Consider the following 20,665-nt stretch of genomic DNA (forward strand, 5'->3'; position numbering starts at 1 on the left):
GGGAGCGAGCCTGCTCGCGCAGTTATTGTGCAGGTGGTTTAACAAACTTCCGACGGTCGGGTTTCATCGCGGATTCGACAGGGTTGGCTAGAGTTCAATTGTCGGCAGCCCGTCTGCCGCGACCGTGATTGTCCAGAAAAATCCGGCAAAGGACCGGATCTCCACCTGATCAGGAGTGCACGATGGACCTCAGCCGTCGTCAGTTCTTCAAGGTCGCCGGTATCGGCCTTGCAGGCTCTAGCCTGGGCGCGTTGGGCATGGCTCCGACGCCTGCCTTTGCCGAACAGGTGCGTCATTTCAAGCTCGCCCACACCCATGAAACCCGCAACACCTGCCCGTATTGCTCGGTCGGCTGCGGTTTGATCATGTACAGCCAGGGCGATGCGGCGAAGAATGTCGCGCAAAATATCATTCACATCGAAGGTGACGCCGACCACCCGGTCAACCGCGGCACCCTGTGCCCCAAAGGCGCCGGTCTGCTGGACTTCATTCACAGCCCCGGACGCCTGCAATACCCGCAAGTGCGCAAACCCGGCAGCGACGAGTGGACGCGTGTTTCCTGGGATGAAGCGCTGGATCGCATCGCCGACCTGATGAAGGCCGACCGCGACGCCAACTTCATCGAGAAGAACGCCCAGGGCCAGACGGTGAACCGCTGGCTGACCACCGGTTTCCTCGCGGCCTCGGCGGCGTCCAACGAAGCGGGCTACATCACCCACAAGGTCATTCGCAGCCTTGGCATGCTGGGGTTTGATAACCAGGCGCGTGTCTGACACGGCCCGACGGTGGCAAGTCTTGCCCCGACGTACGGCCGTGGTGCCATGACCAATACCTGGACCGATATCGCCAACGCGAATCTGGTTCTGGTGATGGGCGGCAACGCAGCGGAAGCGCACCCATGCGGCTTCAAGTGGGTGACCGAAGCCAAGGCGCACAACAAGGCGCGGCTGATCGTGGTCGATCCGCGTTTTACCCGGACCGCCTCGGTGGCCGACTATTACGCGCCGATACGCACCGGCACCGACATCGCCTTCATGGGCGGGCTGATCAATTACCTGCTGACCGAGGACAAGATCCAGCACGAGTACGTACGCAACTACACCGACGTGTCGTTCATCGTCAAGGCCGGCTATGGCTTCGAGGATGGCATTTTCAGTGGCTATGACGCGGCCAAGCGCCTCTACACCGACAAATCCGGCTGGGGTTATGAACTCGGTGCAGACGGTTTCGTCAAGGTCGACCCGACCCTGCAGGACCCGCGCTGCGTCTATCAATTGATGAAACAACACTACAGCCGCTACAGCCTCGAACTGGCGAGCCAGATTTGCGGCATGCCGGTTGATGCCATGCAGAAAATCTGGGAAGAAATCGCCACGTGCTCGACTCCGGGCAAGACCATGACGATTCTCTACGCTCTGGGCTGGACCCAGCATTCGATCGGCTCGCAAATCATCCGCAGCGCGGCGATGGTGCAACTGCTGCTGGGCAACGTCGGCATGCCGGGCGGTGGCGTGAATGCCTTGCGCGGGCACTCCAACATCCAGGGGCTGACCGACCTGGGCCTGTTGTCCAACTCGCTGCCGGGCTACCTCACGCTGCCCGGCGATACCGAGCAGGATTACCAGGCCTATATCGTCAAACGCACGCAAACGCCTCTGCGTCCCGGACAGCTGTCCTATTGGCAGAACTACGGCAAGTTCCACGTCAGCCTGATGAAAGCCTGGTACGGCGCCAATGCCACGGCCGACAACAACTGGGGCTACGACTACCTGCCGAAACTGGACATTCCCCAGTACGACATCCTCAAGGTCTTCGACCTGATGGGCCAGGGCAAGGTCAACGGCTACATGTGCCAGGGCTTCAACCCCATTGCCGCGTTGCCCGACAAGAACCGGGTGATGACGGCGCTGGCCAAGCTCAAATGGCTGGTGGTGATGGATCCGCTGGCCACCGAAACCTCGGAGTTCTGGCGGCATGTCGGGCCGTACAACGATGTGAAGAGCGCCGATATCCAGACCGAAGTGATTCGCCTGCCCACCACCTGTTTCGCCGAAGAAGACGGGTCGCTGGTCAACAGCAGCCGCTGGTTGCAATGGCACTGGAAAGGCGCCGACGGCCCGGGCGAGGCGCGCACCGACGTGCGGATCATGAGCGAGCTGTTCCTGCGCCTGCGTCAGCGTTACCAGGCCAACGGCGGTGCCTGGGCCGAACCGATCCTCAAGCTGTCGTGGCCCTACAAGATTGCCGACGAGCCTTCGCCGGAGGAACTGGCCAAAGAAATCAACGGCAGCGCCACCACCGATTTCACCGACGCCACGGGCGCGGCGATCAAGGCCAATGCGCAACTGTCCGGCTTCGGGCAGCTCAAGGACGACGGCAGCACCGCGTCCGGTTGCTGGATTTTCTGCGGCAGCTGGACCGAGACGGGCAACCAGATGGCCCGGCGCGATAACAACGATCCGTTCGGCATGCATCAGCATCAGGGCTGGGCCTGGGCGTGGCCGGCCAACCGGCGGATTCTCTACAACCGCGCCTCGGCCGACCCGCAAGGCAAGCCGTGGGACGAGAAAAAACGCCTGGTGTGGTGGAACGGCAAGACCTGGGGCGGCACCGATGTGCCGGACTACAAGGCCGATGTGGCGCCAGAAGCAGGGATGAATCCGTTCATCATGAACCCCGAAGGCGTGGCGCGGTTCTTTGCCGTCGACAAGATGAACGAAGGCCCGTTCCCCGAGCACTACGAGCCATTCGAAACGCCGATTGGCATCAACCCGCTGCACCCGCAAAACAAGAACGCCACCAGCAACCCGGCGGCACGGGTCTTCGACTCGGTCTGGGACTCGCTCGGCGTGGCCAAGGATTACCCGTACGCCGCCACCAGCTATCGGCTGACCGAGCATTTCCACTTCTGGAGCAAGCACTGCAGGCTCAACGCAATCAGTCAGCCTGAGCAGTTCGTCGAAATCGGCGAAGTGCTGGCCAAGGAGAAAGGCATCGCCGCCGGTGACCGTGTGCGCGTCAGTTGCAAGCGCGGGCACATCGAAGCGGTGGCGGTGGTGACCAAGCGAATCCGGCCGTTGCAGGTCAACAATCAGGTGGTGCACCAGATCGGGATTCCGCTGCACTGGGGCTTTACCGGCCTCACGCGCCACGGTTACCTGACCAACACCCTGGTGCCGTTCCTCGGCGATGGCAACACCCAGACCCCGGAATCCAAGTCATTCCTGGTCAACGTGGAGAAAATCTAAATGGCCAGCCAAGACATCATTGCCCGCTCGGCCACCACCACCGTGCCATCTTCGGTACGTAACCTGGAGGAAGTCGCCAAACTCATCGACACCACCAAATGCATCGGCTGCAAGGCCTGCCAGGTCGCCTGCTCGGAATGGAACGAACTGCGCGACGAGGTCGGTCATAACCTGGGGACCTACGACAATCCGCAGGATTTGAGCGCAGAAACCTGGACCCTGATGCGCTTCACCGAGCACGAAACCGATGCCGGCAACCTCGAATGGCTGATCCGCAAGGACGGTTGCATGCACTGCGCCGAACCCGGTTGCCTGGCGGCGTGCCCCAGCCCCGGGGCGATCATCAAGCACGCCAACGGCATCGTCGATTTCGACCAGGACCACTGCATCGGCTGCGGTTACTGCATCACCGGTTGCCCGTTCAACATTCCGCGCATCTCGCAGAAAGATCACAAAGCCTACAAATGCACGCTGTGCTCGGACCGGGTGGCCGTAGGGCTGGAGCCGGCGTGCGTGAAAACCTGTCCGACCGGCGCCATCGTGTTCGGCACCAAGGACGACATGAAGGAACATGCCGCCGAACGCATCGTCGACCTCAAGAGCCGTGGCTTCGATAACGCCGGTCTGTACGACCCGGCGGGTGTCGGTGGCACCCATGTGATGTACGTGCTGCACCACGCCGACACGCCGAAGCTGTATGCCGGGTTACCGAGCGACCCGGTGATCAGTCCCCTGGTCGGCCTGTGGAAAGGCTTGAGCAAACCCCTGGCGCTGCTGGCGATGGGCGCGGCGGTGCTGGCCGGGTTCTTCCACTACGTGCGCGTCGGGCCGCAGGTGGTCGAAGAGGATGAGCTGCCCCACGGCCCGGACCCGGCGGTGCATGAAGTCGATCCAGCGGTGCACACCTATGATCCCAAGCACCCTCCGAAGACAGGGGACCGATCATGATCCGCAAGCAGATCCTTCGCTACACCGCCAACCAGCGCACCAATCACTGGTTGGTGGCGATTCTGTTTTTGATGGCCGGGTTGTCCGGGCTGGCGCTGTTTCATCCGGCGTTGTTCTGGCTGAGCAATCTGTTCGGCGGCGGCCCCTGGACACGCATCCTGCACCCCTTTATGGGCGTGTTGATGTTCCTGCTGTTTCTCGGTCTGGTGGTGCAGTTCTGGCGCGCCAATTACTTCATCAGTAATGACCGGTTGTGGCTGCGGCGGATCAACCGGGTGATGCGCAACGAGGAGGAGGGCGTACCGGCGATAGGCAAGTACAACCCGGGGCAGAAGTTGCTGTTCTGGACTTTACTGCTGTGCATGCTGGTGCTGCTGTTCACCGGGTTGGTGATCTGGCGCGCGTACTTCAGTGAGTACTTCGGCATCACCAGCATTCGCTGGGCGATGCTGCTGCATGCACTGGCCGGTTTCGTGCTGATCCTGAGCATCATCGTGCACATCTACGCCGGAATCTGGATCAAGGGGTCGGTCAGCGCGATGATGCATGGCTGGGTCAGCCGCGCCTGGGCGCGCAAGCATCATGAACTGTGGTACCGGGAAGTGACCCGCGACGAGCGCCCCGAGCCGCCGTTGAACAAAAGGCCTTTGACTAAAAAAGGATAGCGACTTGGCGACCATCCTCGAACCCGGACAAATCGAAGCGGCGGCGGGTTCGCCGCCGTTTCTGCACCTGCCGCCGCACAACCTGTTCAGCCTGCGCGCCGAGCGCCTCGAGTATCTGGCCCAAGGGCATCAGGACCTGAGACATCCGCTGGCCGATTACCTGCAGTTGCTGGCCGGGGTGTGTCGGGCGCAACAGCAAGTGCTGGATGACCCGCCGCTCGGCGAGCCCCTCGACCGACAACGCATCGAGCTGTGCCTGCAGCACGGACTGCCGCCATTCGCCGCCGACAGCCTGAGCCGCGAGGACGATTGGCAGGCCTATTTCGATGCCTTTTTGCAACGCTACACCGCCCCCGAACAACCCGCCGTGGCCGAGGCGCTGGACACCTTGCGTCAAGCCGGCTCCGGACAACGCCGGGCCTGGGCGGTGGCACTGGTCAGTGGTCAGTATTCGCTGGTGCCGGCAGCTTTGGTGCCGTTTCTCGGCGCGGCCTTGCAAACCGCCTGGAGCCATTGGCTGCTGAGCACGCCGAATCTGCAACTGACACAAGGCCCCCGCCTGAGTCAGTGCCCGGCTTGCGGTTCGCCGGCCATGGCTGGCGTCATCCGCAATCGCGGCAAGCACAATGGTTTGCGCTACCTGGTCTGTTCGCTGTGCGCCTGTGAATGGCACGTGGTGCGGGTCAAGTGCGTGTATTGCGAGCAGAGCAAAGGCCTGGAGTACCTGAGCCTCGAAGACGATCGCCACGCCGCCAATCAGGCGCCGCTGCGGGCCGAGGTCTGTCCGGGCTGCAATGCCTATCTCAAACTGCTCTATCTGGAAAACGACGCCCACGCCGAAGCGCTGTCGGCGGACCTGGCCAGCCTGATGCTGGACATGCGCCTGGCCCAGGACGGCTACCAGCGACTGGCACCGAATCTGCTGCTCGCGCCGGGAGACGAGTGAGTACAGGGTCTACACTCTGGATGTGGGAGCGAGCCTGCTCGTGAAGGGGCCGGGTCAGACGCCGCCAGTCTCCAAACTGACCACTGCCCTCCAACCCCTTCGCTTTCCGGAGCGCCTGATGCCCGCAAGCCTTGTCAGTCAAATCCCGTATCTGCCTTCCATCGACAGCCTGTTGCGTCACCCGGCGTGCGGTCCCTTGGCCGAACGCTACGGGCGTGAGGCATTGCTGGCCGCTTTGCGGCAGTTGCTCGATGAAGTGCGGGAAAACGTGCGCCAGGGCCAGGTCGAAGTCGTTGAAACCAGCCCCGAGATACTGGCAGGTCGGGTCGCAGAACGTCTGGCCAATCAGCATCGCAGCCATGTGCGCCGGGTCTTCAACCTGACCGGCACCGTGCTGCACACCAACCTGGGCCGCGCCTTGCTGCCTGAGGAAGCCATCGAGGCCGTACACATGGCCGCACGCTACCCGCTCAATCTGGAATTCGACCTGCACAGCGGCAAGCGCGGTGATCGCGACGATCTGATCGAAGGGTTGATCCGCGAACTGACCGGCGCCGAAGCGGTGACCGTGGTCAACAACAATGCCGCCGCTGTGTTGCTGACCCTCAACAGTCTGGGGGCGCGCAAGGAGGGCATCATTTCCCGGGGCGAGCTGATCGAGATCGGCGGCGCCTTTCGCATTCCCGACATCATGGCCCGCGCCGGGGTCAAGCTGCACGAAGTCGGTACCACCAACCGCACCCACGCCCGCGACTACGAAGCCGCCATCGGCCCGCGCAGCGGTCTGGTGATGCGCGTGCATGCGAGCAACTACGACATTCAGGGGTTCACCACTCGCGTGTCCACGGCGCAACTGGCACAACTGGCGCATCAACATGGCTTGCCGCTGCTCGAAGACCTGGGTAGCGGCAGTCTGCTGAATCTCACGCGCTGGGGACTGCCCGCCGAACCCACGGTGCGTCAGGCTTTGCTCGACGGGGCCGACATCGTCACCTTCAGCGGTGACAAGTTGCTTGGCGGTCCGCAGGCCGGGTTGATTGTCGGGCGCAAGGACCTGATCGCCCGGATCAAGAAAAATCCGCTGAAGCGCGCGCTGCGTGTCGACAAGCTGACCCTGGCCGCTCTTGAAGCGGTGCTGGGTCTGTACCGCAACCCGGATCGATTGGCCGAACGCCTGCCAAGCCTGCGCCTGCTGACACGGCCCCAGGCGGAGATCCTCGCCCAGGCTGAGCGCCTGCAACCGTCACTGGCGCGGGTGCTGGGCGCTGCCTGGAGCGTCAGTGCGGTGCCGGCGCTGGGGATGATCGGCAGTGGCAGCCAACCGGTGGCGCGTTTGCCCAGTGCCGCGCTGTGCCTGCGTCCGCATAGCTCCAAGCGTCTGCGCGGGCGCTGTCTGCATGGTTTGGAGGAATCCTTGCGCGGCTTGCCGATCCCGGTCCTCGGACGCATCGACGACGACGCCTTGTGGCTCGACTTGCGGCAACTGGACGATGAACCGGCGTGGCTGGCGCAGCTTGACCGGTTGCAGATCGGGGACCGGACAGGGTGATTGTCGGCACCGCAGGACACATCGACCATGGCAAGACCGCCTTGCTCCAGGCCTTGACCGGGCAGACCGGCGACCGACGCCGGGAAGAGCGCGAGCGCGGGATGACCATCGACCTGGGCTATCTGTACGCCGAGCTTGAACCGGGCGCGGGTTTGACTGGTTTCATCGACGTGCCCGGCCATGAGCGCTTCACCCATAACATGCTCGCCGGCGCGCAGGGCATCGATCTGGTGCTGCTGGTGGTGGCCGCCGATGACGGTGTGATGCCACAGACCCGTGAGCATGTGGCGATCGTCGAATTGCTCGGCATCCCGCGAGCATTGGTGGCGATCAGTAAATGCGACCGGGTCGAACCCTCCCGGGTGCAAACCGTGCGCGAGCAGATCGGCGCTTTGCTGGCGCCCGGTCCGTTTGCCGATGCGCCATTGATTGCGTTGTCGAGTGTGACCGGCGAGGGCATCGATACCTTGCGCCATGCACTGCTGGATGCGCAGTGTGAGGTGCAGCAACGCAGCGTGGATGGCGGTTTTCGCCTGTGGATCGACCGGGCGTTCAGCGTGGCCGGCGCAGGTCTCGTGGTCACCGGCACCGCGCTGTCCGGGCAGGTGGCAGTGGGCGATACATTACTGCTGGGGCCCCTCGGAAAATCGGTACGGGTGAGGGGGCTACATGCGCAAAATCAAGCGACCGAAAGCGCCATGGCCGGTCAGCGCGTCGCGTTGAACCTGCATGCCGAACGCCTGGCACTGGAGCAGATGCATCGTGGTCAATGGCTGGTGGCCGAATGGCTGTACGCACCGACGCAACGATTGGACATCGACTTTCAGTTACTGCCCGGTGAGCCCCGTCCCTTTGAACATTTCCAACCGGTGCATGTGCACATTGGCACTCAAGACGTGAGCGGACACGTGGCCTTGCTGGAAGGCGCCAGCCTGGCGCCGGGCGAGCGGATGTTCGCGCAAATCCTGCTCAATAGGCCGGTGCAGGCCGTGAAGGGCGATCCGTTGATCCTGCGCGACCAGAGTGCCCAACGCACACTGGGCGGCGGCCGGGTGCTCGACCCGTTCGCACCGACCCGGCACCGCCGCAGTCCCGAGCGAATCGCACAATTACAGGCGCTGACCCAATCCACACGGCTCGAACAGATTCTGCCCGCGTTGCTGACCAACAGCGACACGGGACTCGACCCTCAGCACCTGGAGCGGCAACTCAACAGCCCGCGTGCCACTTGGGTATTGCCTGATGACGTGCGCTTGATCGAAACGCGGCAAGGGCCGGTGTTGTTCGACGCTGTCCGCTGGCAGGCCCTGAAAGCCGAACTGTTGCAGCAGCTGACGCGCTTTCATGAACGGGAGCCGGATCAAATGGGGCCGGACCGTGATCGTCTGCGCCGTTTCACCGGGACGGCCCTCGACCGCCCGACCTTCGTCAGCCTGCTCGACGAATTGCTCGCCAGCGATGCCATCGCCGCCAACGGGCCATGGTTGCATTTGCCCGATCATCAGGTACGCCTGAGTGAAGAGGATGAAAGCCTGTGGCAGCAATTGCAGCCGTTGTTCGAGGCGCGTGGCTTCGATCCGCCGTGGGTGCGCGACCTGGGGCATGACCAAGCCACGGTGCGCTCGCTGCTGCGCAAAATGGCCCGGTTGGGGCTGATGCATCAAGTGGTGCGTGATCTGTTCTATACCGACACGATGATCCGTCGTCTGGCGGCTATGCTGTTGCAACTGGCCGACGCCAATCCAGTGATCCAGGTGGCGGCGTTTCGCGATACGGTGGGCCTGGGGCGCAAGCGCAGCATCCAGATTCTCGAGTATTTCGACCGGCTCGGCCTGACCCGCCGGTTTGGCGACAAGCGCCATATCCGCCAGGACAATGCACTGGCCCGGCGAACGGATCACTGATGTTCAGGAAGGCAATCGCGCCCGGTGGCGCGGCCGGGCTTCAAACCCGGTTGGGGACGGCATCCGTTCCCGGGCCGGTTCGACTCCGGCTGCCTTCCGCCAGTTTCCAAACTACCAACCTGATGTTCGTGGCTATACCCCGATCTGATTCTGTAGGCGCAAAGCTTGCTCGCGAAGGCGGCCTGACAGCCGACCTGGCTTTGGCAGATGTGCTCATTCCCCTGGAGCGAGGCTTGCCCACGATGGGGGCCTGACAACCGACCTGAATGCTGTTGACCGAGTACATATCCATTCCTGCGGTAACGGCCACTATGGGTTCCGCCCTTACGGCGGGTCACTTGGAGAAGCGCCAAGTAACCAAGCGCTCTTGCCCCTGTCGTTCGGCCCTTCGCCTAGGCTCAGGGTGCCCTCGCTCCGGTCCTGCTCCGTGGGGCCCGCCGCGATCGGCCATCCTTGGCCGTGCGCGGCTACCTCGGCATCCATGCCGAGGTGCCCACTGCGCAGAACCGGAACGAAGCCTCTCGAGGGGGCGTACACCGCGAAAAGCCAAAGCGAGGCGGCCTGCGAGCCGACCTGGCTTTCACGGTTGTACCCGGTTCAACTGGGGGAGCGAGCCTGCTCGCGAAGGCGGCCTGACAGCCGACCTGGCTTTAGCGGCTATACCCCCCGATTTCCGGTTAGAAAGGCCCGAAGCCCAGCGGGTACTGGATGACAACGTAGATCCTGTCAATGTCATCGCCGGCCTGGGCAGCGTTGGCCCGATGTGACACATGGGACACCTGCAGGGACAAGCCCTTGGCCGCTCCGGACTGCACGATGTAGTGCAGGTCAATGTCACGCTCCCAATGCCGTCCGCCAGCGCCTTGTTGCGGTACGAACTCACCGGTTGACGCATCGAACGGGTTGTAGGCGCCGCCCTTGGGCGCGTGGGTACCGTCGATGCCGCTGCCCCTGACATAACGCGTCATGAACTTCAGGCCGGGGAGGCCGAACGTGCCCAGGTCGAGGTCGTAACGTGCCTGCCATGAACGCTCACCCGCACCGTTGAAGTCGGCGTACTTGATCGAGTTGGCCAGGTAGATCGAGTCGCCACCGACAAAGTCGAAGGGCGTGTTGCCATTGATTTTTTGCCAGGCCAGGGTAAAAGCCTGCGCGTCGACGGTGTACTTGCCTGACAGGCTGAACGCGGTGTTGTCGATGGCGCCCGCCAGCGCCTGGCCGGTGTCCCGTGTGTGATAGAGGTTGGCATCGAGGAACCATTGGTTTTGCTTCCAGTGCAGATTGCCGTAGTACTGGTGCCAGGTGTCGGTCAGCTCCGAGGCATAAAGCGCACCGCCGATGGGGCTCTGGGTGAACAGGTCAGCGCCCAGGAACAAAATACCGCCCGCTTCGGTATTGGCCCCATAACCGGAAAAGTCGCCTTTGGACGATGAACTGTCCTGATTCTTGAAGGCCGTGAAGTGCCCGGCCTGCAGGTTCAAACCATCGATTTCACGACTGTTCAACAGAACCCCCGTGGCGTATTCCGGTTGCAGTCGCTTATCGGCGGTGTCGAACACCGGGGTTTCCACCAGCATCTCTCCATAGGCCAGCGTGGTTCTCGACGCGTTGATTTTCAGGGCGCCGCCAGCGCTGGCGTAGTTGGGCTCACTGCGCCCGTCACTGTCGACCGGCAACAGCCCTGTGCCGGAATGACCTTTGCCGCCATCGAGTTTCAAGCCTAAAAAGGCATGGGCATCGAGCCCGACGCCAATCGTGCCGGGCGTGAATCCTGACTGGAACGTGCCGATAAAACCTTGAGCCCACTCCTGTCGATAGTTTTTTTCCGAGGGTGAAGGAGAGCGGTAGTCGCTGTTGAGGAAAAAATTTCGACTGAGTACGTCAAGTGATGCACCGTCCAGAAAGCCCTGGGCCTTCTGCACCGGCTCATCAGCCATGACGCCCCAACTGGCGAATAATAGTGGTAGCCACAGAGGCAGTCGGGCAGCGCGGTCGTGTGAGAAAAACGTCATGAGCCCATTCAGTCGCGGTTGTTTGCCTGGAGCAAAGCATCGTGACTTGAATTGAAGCGCGATTATTGAGCCGGTGTGCTGAGTTGCGATGTTGTTCAAGAAGAACGCAGTGCCGATTGAGCGTCTATGCTGGGCAAACCGACTCCCCATCTTCGCAGTGAACTGCCAGGAGATATCAATGGTGCCCAGTCCGCTCTCCGAGAAGGCCTTGTCCCGTGGGTTACTCGATGTCTTGATCCGCGCCGGGCTGATTTTGGTTCTGGTGCTGTTCTGCTTCGAGATCTTCAGTCCGTTCCGTGACTTGATGCTGTGGTCGCTGATCCTGGCCATCACGCTCTACCCGTTGCAGAAAAAGCTCATGGGGCCGCTGGGGCAGAAGGAAGGGCGGATTGCAACCTTGATCGTGCTGGTGTCCATCGTGATCCTCATGGTGCCGATCTACCTGTTGGGCACCTCGATTGCCGACTCGGTGGAGAACACCATGACGGTTGTCAGGAACGAAGGTTTGCACATTCCCCCGCCAGGCGAATCCGTTGCCGGCTGGCCGCTGATAGGCAAGCCGTTGTCGGCCGCCTGGCTGCAAGCCTCTACCGATTTGCCCGGGTTGACCGAGAAGTACATCCCGCAAATCAAAGGCGTCAGCCTGACACTGCTGGGCAAGCTGGCCGGCGTGGGGATGGGGTTCCTGACGTTCATTTTCGCCTTGATCATCGCCGGGATCTTCATGGCCCATGGCGAAGCCGGCAGCCGTGCGGCGGTAAAGATTGCTTCCCGGGTCAGCGGCCCGGACAGAGGGCCGAAAATCGCTGCGCTCTGTACAGCGACTATCCGTGCCGTGGCGCTCGGCGTGGTGGGTATCGCGTTCATCCAGATGCTGCTGGTGGGCCTGGGATTTGTGTTTATGGGAATCCCCGGCGCCGGCCTGCTCGCGCTGGCAGTCCTGCTGCTGGGCATCATGCAATTGCCCGTGACCTTGATCACGCTTCCGGTGATTGCCTATGTGTTCGCCACCGAGGGTGCCAGCACGGTGACCATCGTGTTCTCCGTCTATGTCTTTGTCGCCGGACTGGTGGACAACGTGCTCAAACCGTTGCTGCTGGGGCGCGGCGTCGACGTACCGATGCCGGTGGTGCTGATCGGCGCGCTGGGCGGCATGGTCACCAGCGGTATCATCGGTCTGTTCATCGGTCCGGTGGTGCTGGCGGTCGGCTACCAACTGTTCTGGCAGTGGGTGGAGGTTCGGCCACAAGAGTAGGGGAGGTCCATCACCCCGGTTTGCGCAGTATCATGAACTGCCGCACAGGTGGCACTTGCAGAGGGTTGAATCATGACCGTTCATGCCTGGGAAAAGCTTTACCTCGATGACCTGCAACTGGGGCAGGTGTTTGAAAGCGACACCCTTCGCGTCGACCGAAACGCGATGCTGGCCTTTGCCCAACAGTTCGATCCGCAACCTTTCCATCTTGATGAGGAGGCCGGCAGCATGAGCCTGTTCGGTGGACTGGCGGCCAGCGGCTGGAACACCGCGGCGTTGACCATGAAACTCCTGGTCGACAGTGTGCCGCTGGCCGACGGCATCATCGGCCTGGGCATCGAACTGAACTGGCCGCACCCCACCCGTGCCGAGGATGAATTGCGGCTGACGACGACCGTGAAAGCCATCGAACCATCCGCCACCAAGACCGACCGGGGCGTGGTGACCCTGTTGATGGAAACCCGCAATCAGCATGGCAAAACGGTACAGCGGGCCACCGGCAGACTGCTGGTGTTCAGGGCACCGGCACCGGATTGAGCGGTCATTGGTTGAGTCGCTCGAAGCAGGACACCAGGAAACTCATCACCGCCTGGACGGACGGAATGTGCCGGATGTCGTTGTGCACCAGCAGCCACACGTCACGCTCCAGTCGCGGTCCCTCGGCCTCAACGGCTTGCAGGCCGTAACGCGCGCCGAGAAAGGCGGGCAGGGCCGCGATACCGGCCCCGGCCTGGACGAAATTGGCCTGGATATTCAGGTCATTGCTACGCAGGAGGATGGGTCGATCTCCCGCCTGTTCCTTGAGCCAGACCTGCTGCGGACTTTGATCGAGACGCTCGTCGTAGGCAATGAACACCCGATCCTGCGGGGCCGTGTTGGCCAGGTAATCCTGCGAGCCATACAGCGTGAATGACACCGTGGCGACCTTGCGCACCACCAGGTCCGGCTCCTTGGGCCGGCTCAGGCGCACGGCGATATCGGCTTCACGACGCGACAAAGAGGCACTGTCCAGGCTGCCAATCAACTGCAACGACAAAAGCGGGTATTGCTCGCGCAACAGTTTGATTCGCGGCGCGATCAACGCACAGGCCATGGCTGGCGGAGCGCTGACGGTGACTTCGCCGGCATGGCTTTCCTGACCGGTTTGCGCCGTGCGCTGCACCGCGAACGACTCGCTTTCCATGCGCTGCCCCGACTGGGCGATGCGCTCCCCATCCACCGTGAGTACATACGAGCGCGGGCGTCGGTCCACCAGTTTCACGTTCAGTGAGCTTTCCAGCGCACTGATACGCCGCGCTACCGTGGCGTGGTCGACATTCAGCTTGCGCGCCGCCGCCGAAAGCGATCGCTCCTGAGCGAACACAATGAAATAGCGCAAATCCTCCCAATCGAACATGGGCGTTTTCTCACAGATGAGGTGAACAAACAGGGAATTTTTTCCCATCGCCAAGCTTGAAAGAATAGTCCGGCGCCTGAAGTGCAGGTGCAACGATCGGCAGTTTGTCGAGCGATTGGCGAGGAAACAACCATGAGCAAAGCAACCCCGCTGGCCTATGCCGGCATCCTGGGCGCCACGTTTTTCTGGGGCACCAACTTCAACGCCGGGGCCTACATCATCAAGAGCATGGCACCGCTCAGCGCATCCATAGAACGCTTCTCCATCTCGACCCTGTTATTACTGCTGATCTTCGGCCTGATGGGCAAGTTACGGTTCAGTGTGCTGCAGAACAACCTGCTGGCGTTCATCGGTCTGGGGCTGCTCGGATTTACCGGGTTCAGTGTCGCAACGTTTTTCGGCCTGCAAACCACCACGCCGATCAACGGCGCGCTGATCCTGGCGACCACGCCGCTGTGGACCATGATCCTTGCTGTGTTGCTGGAAGGCGAACGGATCGATCGCGGCCGTGCCATCGGCCTGGTCCTGGGTTTGCTCGGTGTCGGCCTGGTGATCACCCGTGGCGATATCCAGGTTTTGCTGGGGCTTAAGGTGGTCAGCGGTGACGCGATGATCCTGGCCGGCAGTATGGCCTGGGCGGCGAACATGGTGGGTACCCGGCGGTTCGTCAGAGACGCGACGCCATTGGAAACCACCAGTTTTTCCATGTTGTTCGGCGTGCTTGGCCTGATCGTACTGGGCTTCCTTTATGAAGACCCGATCGCCAGCATCCGCGAGGCTTCACTTGCCGTGCAGGGTGCCGTGATTTACCTGGCAATCGGCGGGTCAGTGGTCGCCTATCTGCTGTGGTTCAGAGGCATCCACGCCATTGGCGCCGCCCGGACCTCGATCTTCTTCAACCTGGCGCCGGTGTTCACCATGCTGGTGTCTTCACTCATGGGCGTATTGCCGAATGTCTGGCAACTGTTGGGGGCGGGCGGTGTGATTCTCGGGGTGTTGTTTGCTTCAGGGATGGTGTTTGGCTTGGCCCGACCGTCGACGCAAGTATCGGGTCAGCGCGGAAAAAGTGCGGCATGACCGCCATGTCGGAGTTTGTCAGCTATCGTCATTATGCCGATTCAAAAAAACCGCTTTTGACAGCTTTCAGCCACACAGGCGTCTTGATGACATAGAGGACTACGGGCCGATTCCCATCCACCCGCCCAGGAGAAATGCACAGTATGGACATGACCGGCTTCAAGCGTTTTTCGTTCAGCGACGGCCTATACGAACACGCGGTTTATTCCAAAGGAGAGGGCAAGCCGGTACTCGTCCTGCATGAGCTGCCCGGGTTGACGCGCGACACACGAAATTTTGCCGAGCGTCTGATCGCCGCGGGCTTCGAGGTGTACCTTCCCTTGCTGTATGGCAAGCCGGAAGAAAAGGGCTCGGGGAGAAAAGGCTACTTCCTTTGCATGACCAAGGAGTTCGGTTACCTCAAGGCTGGCACTTCAGCGCCGGTGAGCGACTGGCTGCGGGCACTGGCCCGCCATTTGGGCGCGTCGATCGGCGACAGAAAAATCGGTGTGATCGGCATGTGTGTCACCGGTGCATTCGCTATCCCGCTGATCCTCGAAACCCGAGTAGGTGCCGCCGTGGCGTCGCAACCTGCGGTGCCCTTCAGGTTGCTCTATTTTTTCACCGGCATGGGCAGCGGTCCCTGGATGAGCCAGTTGAATATCAGCGACGATGATCTGATCGCAGCCGGCCAGGCATCGGTCAACCAGGCAACGCCACTGCTGATCCAGCGCTTTGTCGATGATCGCTTGTGCCCCCACGAGCGGGTGCAACGGCTTTACGACAATTTCCCCACGACCGGCACACTCTACGAGTACCCTGCGCCGGCCGATGGCAAGAACAAGCACCATGCGTTGCTGACTGTGGAGTACGACCAAGCGCAAAACCCGGACGCCAGCCACTCCACGCGGGTTGCTTTGCAACGATTGGTGGCCTTTCTTCAATCGCATCTATAAGTGCTCAGCACTTGAACCGGCTTCCCTGGCTCAGCGCCTGTTGCCCTGCGTGACCAGTTCAATCCGTTTCGCCTCGGTCAGACCGATGTAGCGCGTCAGGAAATTCATGAACGGTCCCGAGAAGATTCCGTTGTGGCCATCGATGACTTGCTCGTTAACCTTCACCACGAGAAATGGCTGCCACCGTCTTGCTGTTGGCGCATCCTTGGCTGAGTGCAGATTCAGGCCCGAATAATGATTGTTGCCGGAAAAGTCGAAGCCCTTCAGGCCGGACTCCAAGCCTTCAGGAAACTGAGATTTTTCGATCTCAAGTCGATCATTGGGCCCCAGTTTTTTCTCGTCCCATTCCCGCCATTCATAGGTGCCTGGTCGTTTGTTTGTGCATTGCAAATCTGGTTTTTCAGGGCGCTGAGTCATCAACAACGGCACCTTTACCACTGGCGTCAATTCGTGGGTGATGCCGCTGTGATTCGCATCATAGACACCCAGGGCTTCACGAAGGCTGGCGCGCTCCCTGTCGTCTTCGACGGTCGCGGCATTGGTAAAAAACTCCCCGGCGATCCGGCCGGCCTTGAACAGACCCTGTCGGGGGCGATCGTTTTCGGCGGAAAAGGTGACCAGTAAGGGCGTCTGCTCAGGAGGGTAATCGACGCCACGGGAAAGTACATTGATACGTTCGTAGGCGGCCGACTCCACGGCGGGATTGACGAGAACGACCATGTCACCGAAACCACCCAGCGGCTTGGTGTCCTTCGCTGTAATCGGCAACGTGGCAGGTGCAGCAGAACCCGTGTGGTCCACAAACCCCGTGCGCAGGAACCCGCTTTTCGGGTTGGCCAACTGCAATTGACTCTCAAAGTAATCAGCGGTGGCCGCCAGCAGTACGGCACCTCCGAAACTGTGGCCGATCGAGACCAAGCCAAAGAACGGATCGTCGGTAGTCTTTCGTGCGGCCGCATGATCGTTGTAGATACGCTGCAACCGAGCCATGAATTCCTGAAGGTCGCCTTCGCCGACGCGTCGGGCTGCCGACTTGCGCCCCCAGAACGTGAGGTAATCGATCAGCCAGGGCAGTGAACGCCCACGCCAGCCAACGTAGAGGCCGATAACTCGCACCGACTTGCCCTTCATGGCTTCAGCGTAAGGTTTTTGTCTCATCTCCGAATCCAGATTCTGCAGCACGTGTTCACGCTGCTGCAGATTGGCCGGGCTCTGCGCCTCGGGCGGATTCAGCGCGGCGCGAGCCAGTCGCCCGTTGACCTCGAAGATCGCATTGATGGTGTTAGGGTTATTGATATGGTCGGTGCTGATCAGGGAGGTATCGATCGTGCCCGGCTGCTGACTGGCGACGAACTGCCAGAGAAAACTACCTTCTGATCTGAGATTGGAGAAGGCTATTTCAGGCCTCCAGTACTGATTGCCGATGGTGCTCGACATGTTGCCCCAGGCCGGTTTTTCAACTCCCTCCGGTGTCGGTGGGGCCAGCGGATGCGGTCCGACATGACAGAAAGAGCAGGCCATGGCGACCCTGAATGGACGCACCAGCTTGGGGTCGGCACTCACAGTATTGCCAGAGTAGTACCGTGAAGCATTGTCTTTACTATCAGTGTCGATGTTATTTACGACCTGCGTCTGCCAGTAATCGCGGGCCTTACCGGCAGCTTTCGAATCACCAAAGAACTCCGGATTAGGGAACAGCCGCAATCCGACCAAGCCAGAGGGGTAGCCATATATACGTGGATCGACACCGTCATTGGCGAGTTGGTTGATGACTTGTGTGTAGAGGGCTTTGTCACCGACTTCGAAGGGTTCCCGTAATACACGCTCCTGATAATCGGCCACAGGTTCTTCGGGCTCGGTGTCAACATCATCTTTTGGAGCGGTCATCTTGACCTTGTCCCCGTCAGCCTGATCGAGGTACAGGCCAAGTTCAGGGATGGGCACTTCACGTTTGATCATGCCGGGCTGATTCATCAAACCGGCGTCCTTGAACCGGGTGTCCCGCTTTCTCGAATCCAGCAGGATCAGGAAGTCGGCGATACCGTATCCATTTTGTTGCAACCAACCCCAGAACGCTTCGTTCCCTTCGCCCCACAAACTGACGCTGGAACAAGCGCTGCAGCCGGGTATGCCTTGCGAGCGGCATCGAGCGATTGCTCACCTATTTCAAAGCGGGCGCGGTCGGTGTTGCCAATGGGTGATTGATCGGGTGTCGCTACTTGTTGATTCAGAGCCGAAGAGGTGAGGACGATGCCCAGCAGACAGCTTGTAACCAGTAACTTTCGACCAGCCTGCAGGTAACGTTCATTCCTTTTACTTGCCAAGGCCGATCGCGCGAACATAGCTGCATCTCCTGCAACGCTAGATGACCGATGAGCTACTTCTCGACAGCGCGCCCTGGCAGGCGCCGACACTCGAATTGAATATAGACAAGCCAATGAACAGCGCCAGAAACAGCGGGTGGATCCAATTGATTATTTGCGACTTAAAGTAATGTGAAATACTTATAACAATTGAACTGGACAGGGGATGCCGCAAGCACTGACTTGAGATTCGAATACTGCAGTGCCCAACAAGTAGTGGTTTGGTTTTATATAAAGTTGTTGGTCCATGTTGCTCATTGATCCGTTTGTTTTCGCAGGAGTACTTTTATCAACGGATGGGTATTTGTACGCGCCGGTTTTGTGCAGGCCACTCGCATCAATGTCATGAAATGAAAAGTCGCTGTCGTCAGATGACAAGCGATTCACCAGCCATGGACCTACAGTCCGGTCAACGCAATTCGATGCTGCACGCCAATAATTGAGACTGGAGAATAAAAAACATGGCCAAAGCCGTCCGCTTCTACGAAACCGGTGGTCCCGAAGTCCTACGTTATGAAGACGTCGAGGTGGGCGAACCCGGGCCCGGTCAGGTTCGGCTGCGTCACGTGGCGGTCGGCCTGAACTATGCCGACACCTACTTTCGCAATGGCACCTACGCGATTCCGCTGGCCAACGGCATGGGCGTCGAAGCCGCTGGCGTGGTTCAGGCCGTCGGGGAAGGTGTGACCAATGTGCAAGTGGGCGATCGTGTCACCTACACCGGTTTTCTCAACACCCTGGGGGCCTACAGCACCGAGCGCCTGATCCCGGCCGCGCCGCTGATCAAGCTGCCGGAGACCATCGGTTTCGAGACCGCCGCGGCCATGACCATGCGTGGCCTGACGTCCTCGTACCTGATGCGCCGCCTCTACGATTTCAAGGCAGGCGACAGCATTTTGCTGCATGCCGCCGCCGGTGGCGTCGGCCTGATTGTGTCGCAGTGGGCCAAGTTGCTGGGCCTGACGGTCATCGGCACCGTGTCCACCGAGGTCAAGGGTGAAATCGCCCGGGCGCACGGTTGCGACCATGTCATCAACTACAGCCATGAAGACGTCGCCCAGCGCGTACGCGAGTTGACGGATGGCGTCGGTGTCAACGTGGTGTTCGACAGCGTCGGCAAGAACACCTTTGCCGGTTCCCTGGATTCGCTCAAGCGGCGTGGCCTGATGGTCTGCGTAGGTACCGCCTCTGGCCCGATCCCGGCCTTTGACCCGGTGATGCTGGCGATGAAAGGCTCGCTGTTCCTGACCCGCCCGGCACTGGCCGACTACATCGCCGATCCTGCGGAAAAAGCCGCATTGGCCGGTGAGTTGTTCGACCATGTCGGCAGCGGTCGGATCAAGATCGAGATCAACCAGCACTATGCTTTGCAGGATGCCGTGCAGGCCCATCGTGACCTGGAATCGCGCAAGACCACTGGCTCGTCGATTTTCGTCATTTAAGGGAGTGGCTTGCCGTGAAAGTCGAACAATTGACCTGCCATATCGGCGCGGAACTGATCGGTGTCAACCTGGCCGACGCCATCCATGACGACGGTCTGTTTGCCGAGATACGCGCGCACTTGCTCACCCATCGGGTGGTGTTCCTGCGCGACCAGGACATCAGTCGCGCCGAGCACGTGGCGTTCGCCCGGCGCTTCGGCGAACTGGAGGATCACCCGGTGGCCGGCAGCGACCCGGATCATCCCGGCCTGGTGCAAATCTACAAAAAACCGGACCAGCCGATGGACCGCTACGAAAACGCCTGGCACACCGACGCCACCTGGCGTGAGGCGCCGCCAATGGGGTGTGTGCTGCGCTGCGTGGAATGCCCACCGGTCGGCGGCGACACCATGTGGGCAAACATGGTCGAAGCCTACGAAAATCTACCGGAAGACGTGAAGCTGAAGATCGCCGACCTGCGTGCCCGGCACAGCATCGAAGCGAGTTTCGGCGCGGCCATGCCCATTGAAAAGCGCCTGGCGCTCAAGGCCATGTACCCGGATGCCGAACACCCGGTGGTGCGCACGCACCCGGAAACCGGTGAGAAAGTGCTGTTCGTCAACGCCTTCACCACCCACTTCAGCAACTACCACACCCCCGAGCGTGTGCGTTTCGGCCAGGACGCGAACCCGGGCGCCAGTGAGTTGCTGCGCTACCTGATCAGCCAGGCCTACGTTCCCGAGTACCAGGTGCGCTGGCGCTGGAAGCCCAACAGCATCGCCATCTGGGACAACCGCAGCACCCAGCACTACGCCGTCATGGATTACCCGCCGTGTCATCGCAAGATGGAGCGCGCCGGGATTATCGGCGACAAGACGTACTGATCGACCACCTCTGCATTCGCACTCGTAACTGCGCCCGCCGGGCAGGCTCCCGGCTGGGCGGA

General features: G+C 61.0%; 16 protein-coding genes and 1 tRNA gene. 13 read left to right on the forward strand and 4 right to left on the reverse strand.

The window, feature by feature from the left end; all coding sequences use genetic code 11:
• The first annotated feature begins 182 nt into the window (after nt 1-182).
• The 7 genes from fdnG (at nt 183) to AC07ZE_RS14725 (ending at nt 9,362) form a co-directional block, all read left to right on the forward strand.
• Nucleotides 183-3,248: a formate dehydrogenase-N subunit alpha gene (gene fdnG, locus AC07ZE_RS14695; RefSeq protein WP_207265441.1), complete on the forward strand. Its 3,066-nt coding sequence runs from the start codon at nt 183-185 to the stop codon at nt 3,246-3,248.
• Nucleotides 3,249-4,196: a formate dehydrogenase subunit beta gene (gene fdxH / locus AC07ZE_RS14700; protein WP_207265442.1), complete on the forward strand. Its 948-nt coding sequence runs from the start codon at nt 3,249-3,251 to the stop codon at nt 4,194-4,196.
• Nucleotides 4,193-4,861: a formate dehydrogenase subunit gamma gene (locus AC07ZE_RS14705; RefSeq protein WP_207265443.1), complete on the forward strand. Its 669-nt coding sequence runs from the start codon at nt 4,193-4,195 to the stop codon at nt 4,859-4,861. Before fdxH ends, AC07ZE_RS14705 begins: the two co-directional genes overlap by 4 nt.
• 4 nt (nt 4,862-4,865) lie before the next feature.
• Complete coding sequence (gene fdhE / locus AC07ZE_RS14710) at nt 4,866-5,807, forward strand: formate dehydrogenase accessory protein FdhE (RefSeq protein WP_207265444.1); 942 nt, start codon at nt 4,866-4,868, stop codon at nt 5,805-5,807.
• A gap of 118 nt (nt 5,808-5,925) precedes the next feature.
• A complete protein-coding gene (selA, locus tag AC07ZE_RS14715; protein ID WP_207265445.1) occupies nt 5,926-7,356 on the forward strand; it encodes an L-seryl-tRNA(Sec) selenium transferase in 1,431 nt (476 codons plus the stop codon).
• Complete coding sequence (gene selB, locus AC07ZE_RS14720) at nt 7,353-9,260, forward strand: selenocysteine-specific translation elongation factor (protein ID WP_207265446.1); 1,908 nt, start codon at nt 7,353-7,355, stop codon at nt 9,258-9,260. The genes selA and selB overlap by 4 nt, the downstream gene beginning before the upstream one ends.
• Nucleotides 9,261-9,266: 6 nt before the next feature.
• Nucleotides 9,267-9,362, forward strand: a tRNA-Sec gene (locus tag AC07ZE_RS14725).
• Nucleotides 9,363-9,937: 575 nt separating this feature from the next.
• Here the strand turns inward: AC07ZE_RS14725 and AC07ZE_RS14730 are convergent.
• Nucleotides 9,938-11,272, reverse strand: coding sequence for an OprD family porin (locus tag AC07ZE_RS14730; RefSeq protein WP_207265447.1), 1,335 nt, complete (start codon nt 11,270-11,272; stop codon nt 9,938-9,940).
• A 178-nt stretch (nt 11,273-11,450) separates the two neighbouring features.
• Here AC07ZE_RS14730 and AC07ZE_RS14735 point away from each other — a divergent pair, with 178 nt between their 5' ends.
• Nucleotides 11,451-12,527 (forward strand): AI-2E family transporter, encoded by a 1,077-nt coding sequence (locus tag AC07ZE_RS14735; RefSeq protein WP_207265448.1) that lies wholly within the window; start codon nt 11,451-11,453, stop codon nt 12,525-12,527.
• Nucleotides 12,528-12,599: 72 nt separating this feature from the next.
• Nucleotides 12,600-13,064 carry a MaoC family dehydratase gene (locus AC07ZE_RS14740; protein ID WP_207265449.1) on the forward strand — a complete coding sequence of 155 codons (465 nt, stop codon included), beginning with the start codon at nt 12,600-12,602 and terminating at the stop codon, nt 13,062-13,064.
• 4 nt (nt 13,065-13,068) lie between these two features.
• On the opposite strand, the gene AC07ZE_RS14745 is transcribed toward AC07ZE_RS14740, so the two are convergent.
• Entirely contained in the window at nt 13,069-13,923 is an 855-nt protein-coding gene (locus tag AC07ZE_RS14745) for a LysR family transcriptional regulator (RefSeq protein WP_207265450.1), read from the reverse strand.
• Nucleotides 13,924-14,055: 132 nt separating this feature from the next.
• On the opposite strand from AC07ZE_RS14745, the gene AC07ZE_RS14750 reads away from it, so the two are divergent.
• Entirely contained in the window at nt 14,056-15,000 is a 945-nt protein-coding gene (locus AC07ZE_RS14750; protein ID WP_207265451.1) for a DMT family transporter, read from the forward strand.
• A 134-nt stretch (nt 15,001-15,134) separates the two neighbouring features.
• Nucleotides 15,135-15,935, forward strand: a complete 801-nt coding sequence (locus tag AC07ZE_RS14755) for a dienelactone hydrolase family protein (protein WP_494990430.1) — start codon at nt 15,135-15,137, stop codon at nt 15,933-15,935.
• Between the two features lie 30 nt (nt 15,936-15,965).
• Here AC07ZE_RS14755 and AC07ZE_RS14760 read toward each other — a convergent pair whose 3' ends face one another.
• Both AC07ZE_RS14760 and AC07ZE_RS14765 read right to left on the reverse strand, forming a co-directional pair.
• Nucleotides 15,966-17,909, reverse strand: a complete 1,944-nt coding sequence (locus AC07ZE_RS14760; protein WP_207265453.1) for a hypothetical protein — start codon at nt 17,907-17,909, stop codon at nt 15,966-15,968.
• 50 nt (nt 17,910-17,959) lie between these two features.
• Complete coding sequence (locus tag AC07ZE_RS14765) at nt 17,960-18,277, reverse strand: hypothetical protein (protein WP_207265454.1); 318 nt, start codon at nt 18,275-18,277, stop codon at nt 17,960-17,962.
• Between the two features lie 482 nt (nt 18,278-18,759).
• On the opposite strand from AC07ZE_RS14765, the gene AC07ZE_RS14770 reads away from it, so the two are divergent.
• Nucleotides 18,760-19,740: a quinone oxidoreductase family protein gene (locus AC07ZE_RS14770; RefSeq protein WP_207265455.1), complete on the forward strand. Its 981-nt coding sequence runs from the start codon at nt 18,760-18,762 to the stop codon at nt 19,738-19,740.
• Between the two features lie 14 nt (nt 19,741-19,754).
• Nucleotides 19,755-20,603 carry a TauD/TfdA dioxygenase family protein gene (locus tag AC07ZE_RS14775; protein ID WP_207265456.1) on the forward strand — a complete coding sequence of 283 codons (849 nt, stop codon included), beginning with the start codon at nt 19,755-19,757 and terminating at the stop codon, nt 20,601-20,603.
• Nucleotides 20,604-20,665 lie beyond the last annotated feature (62 nt).

It is taken from the genome of Pseudomonas sp. GW101-3H06 (genome assembly GCF_059424605.1).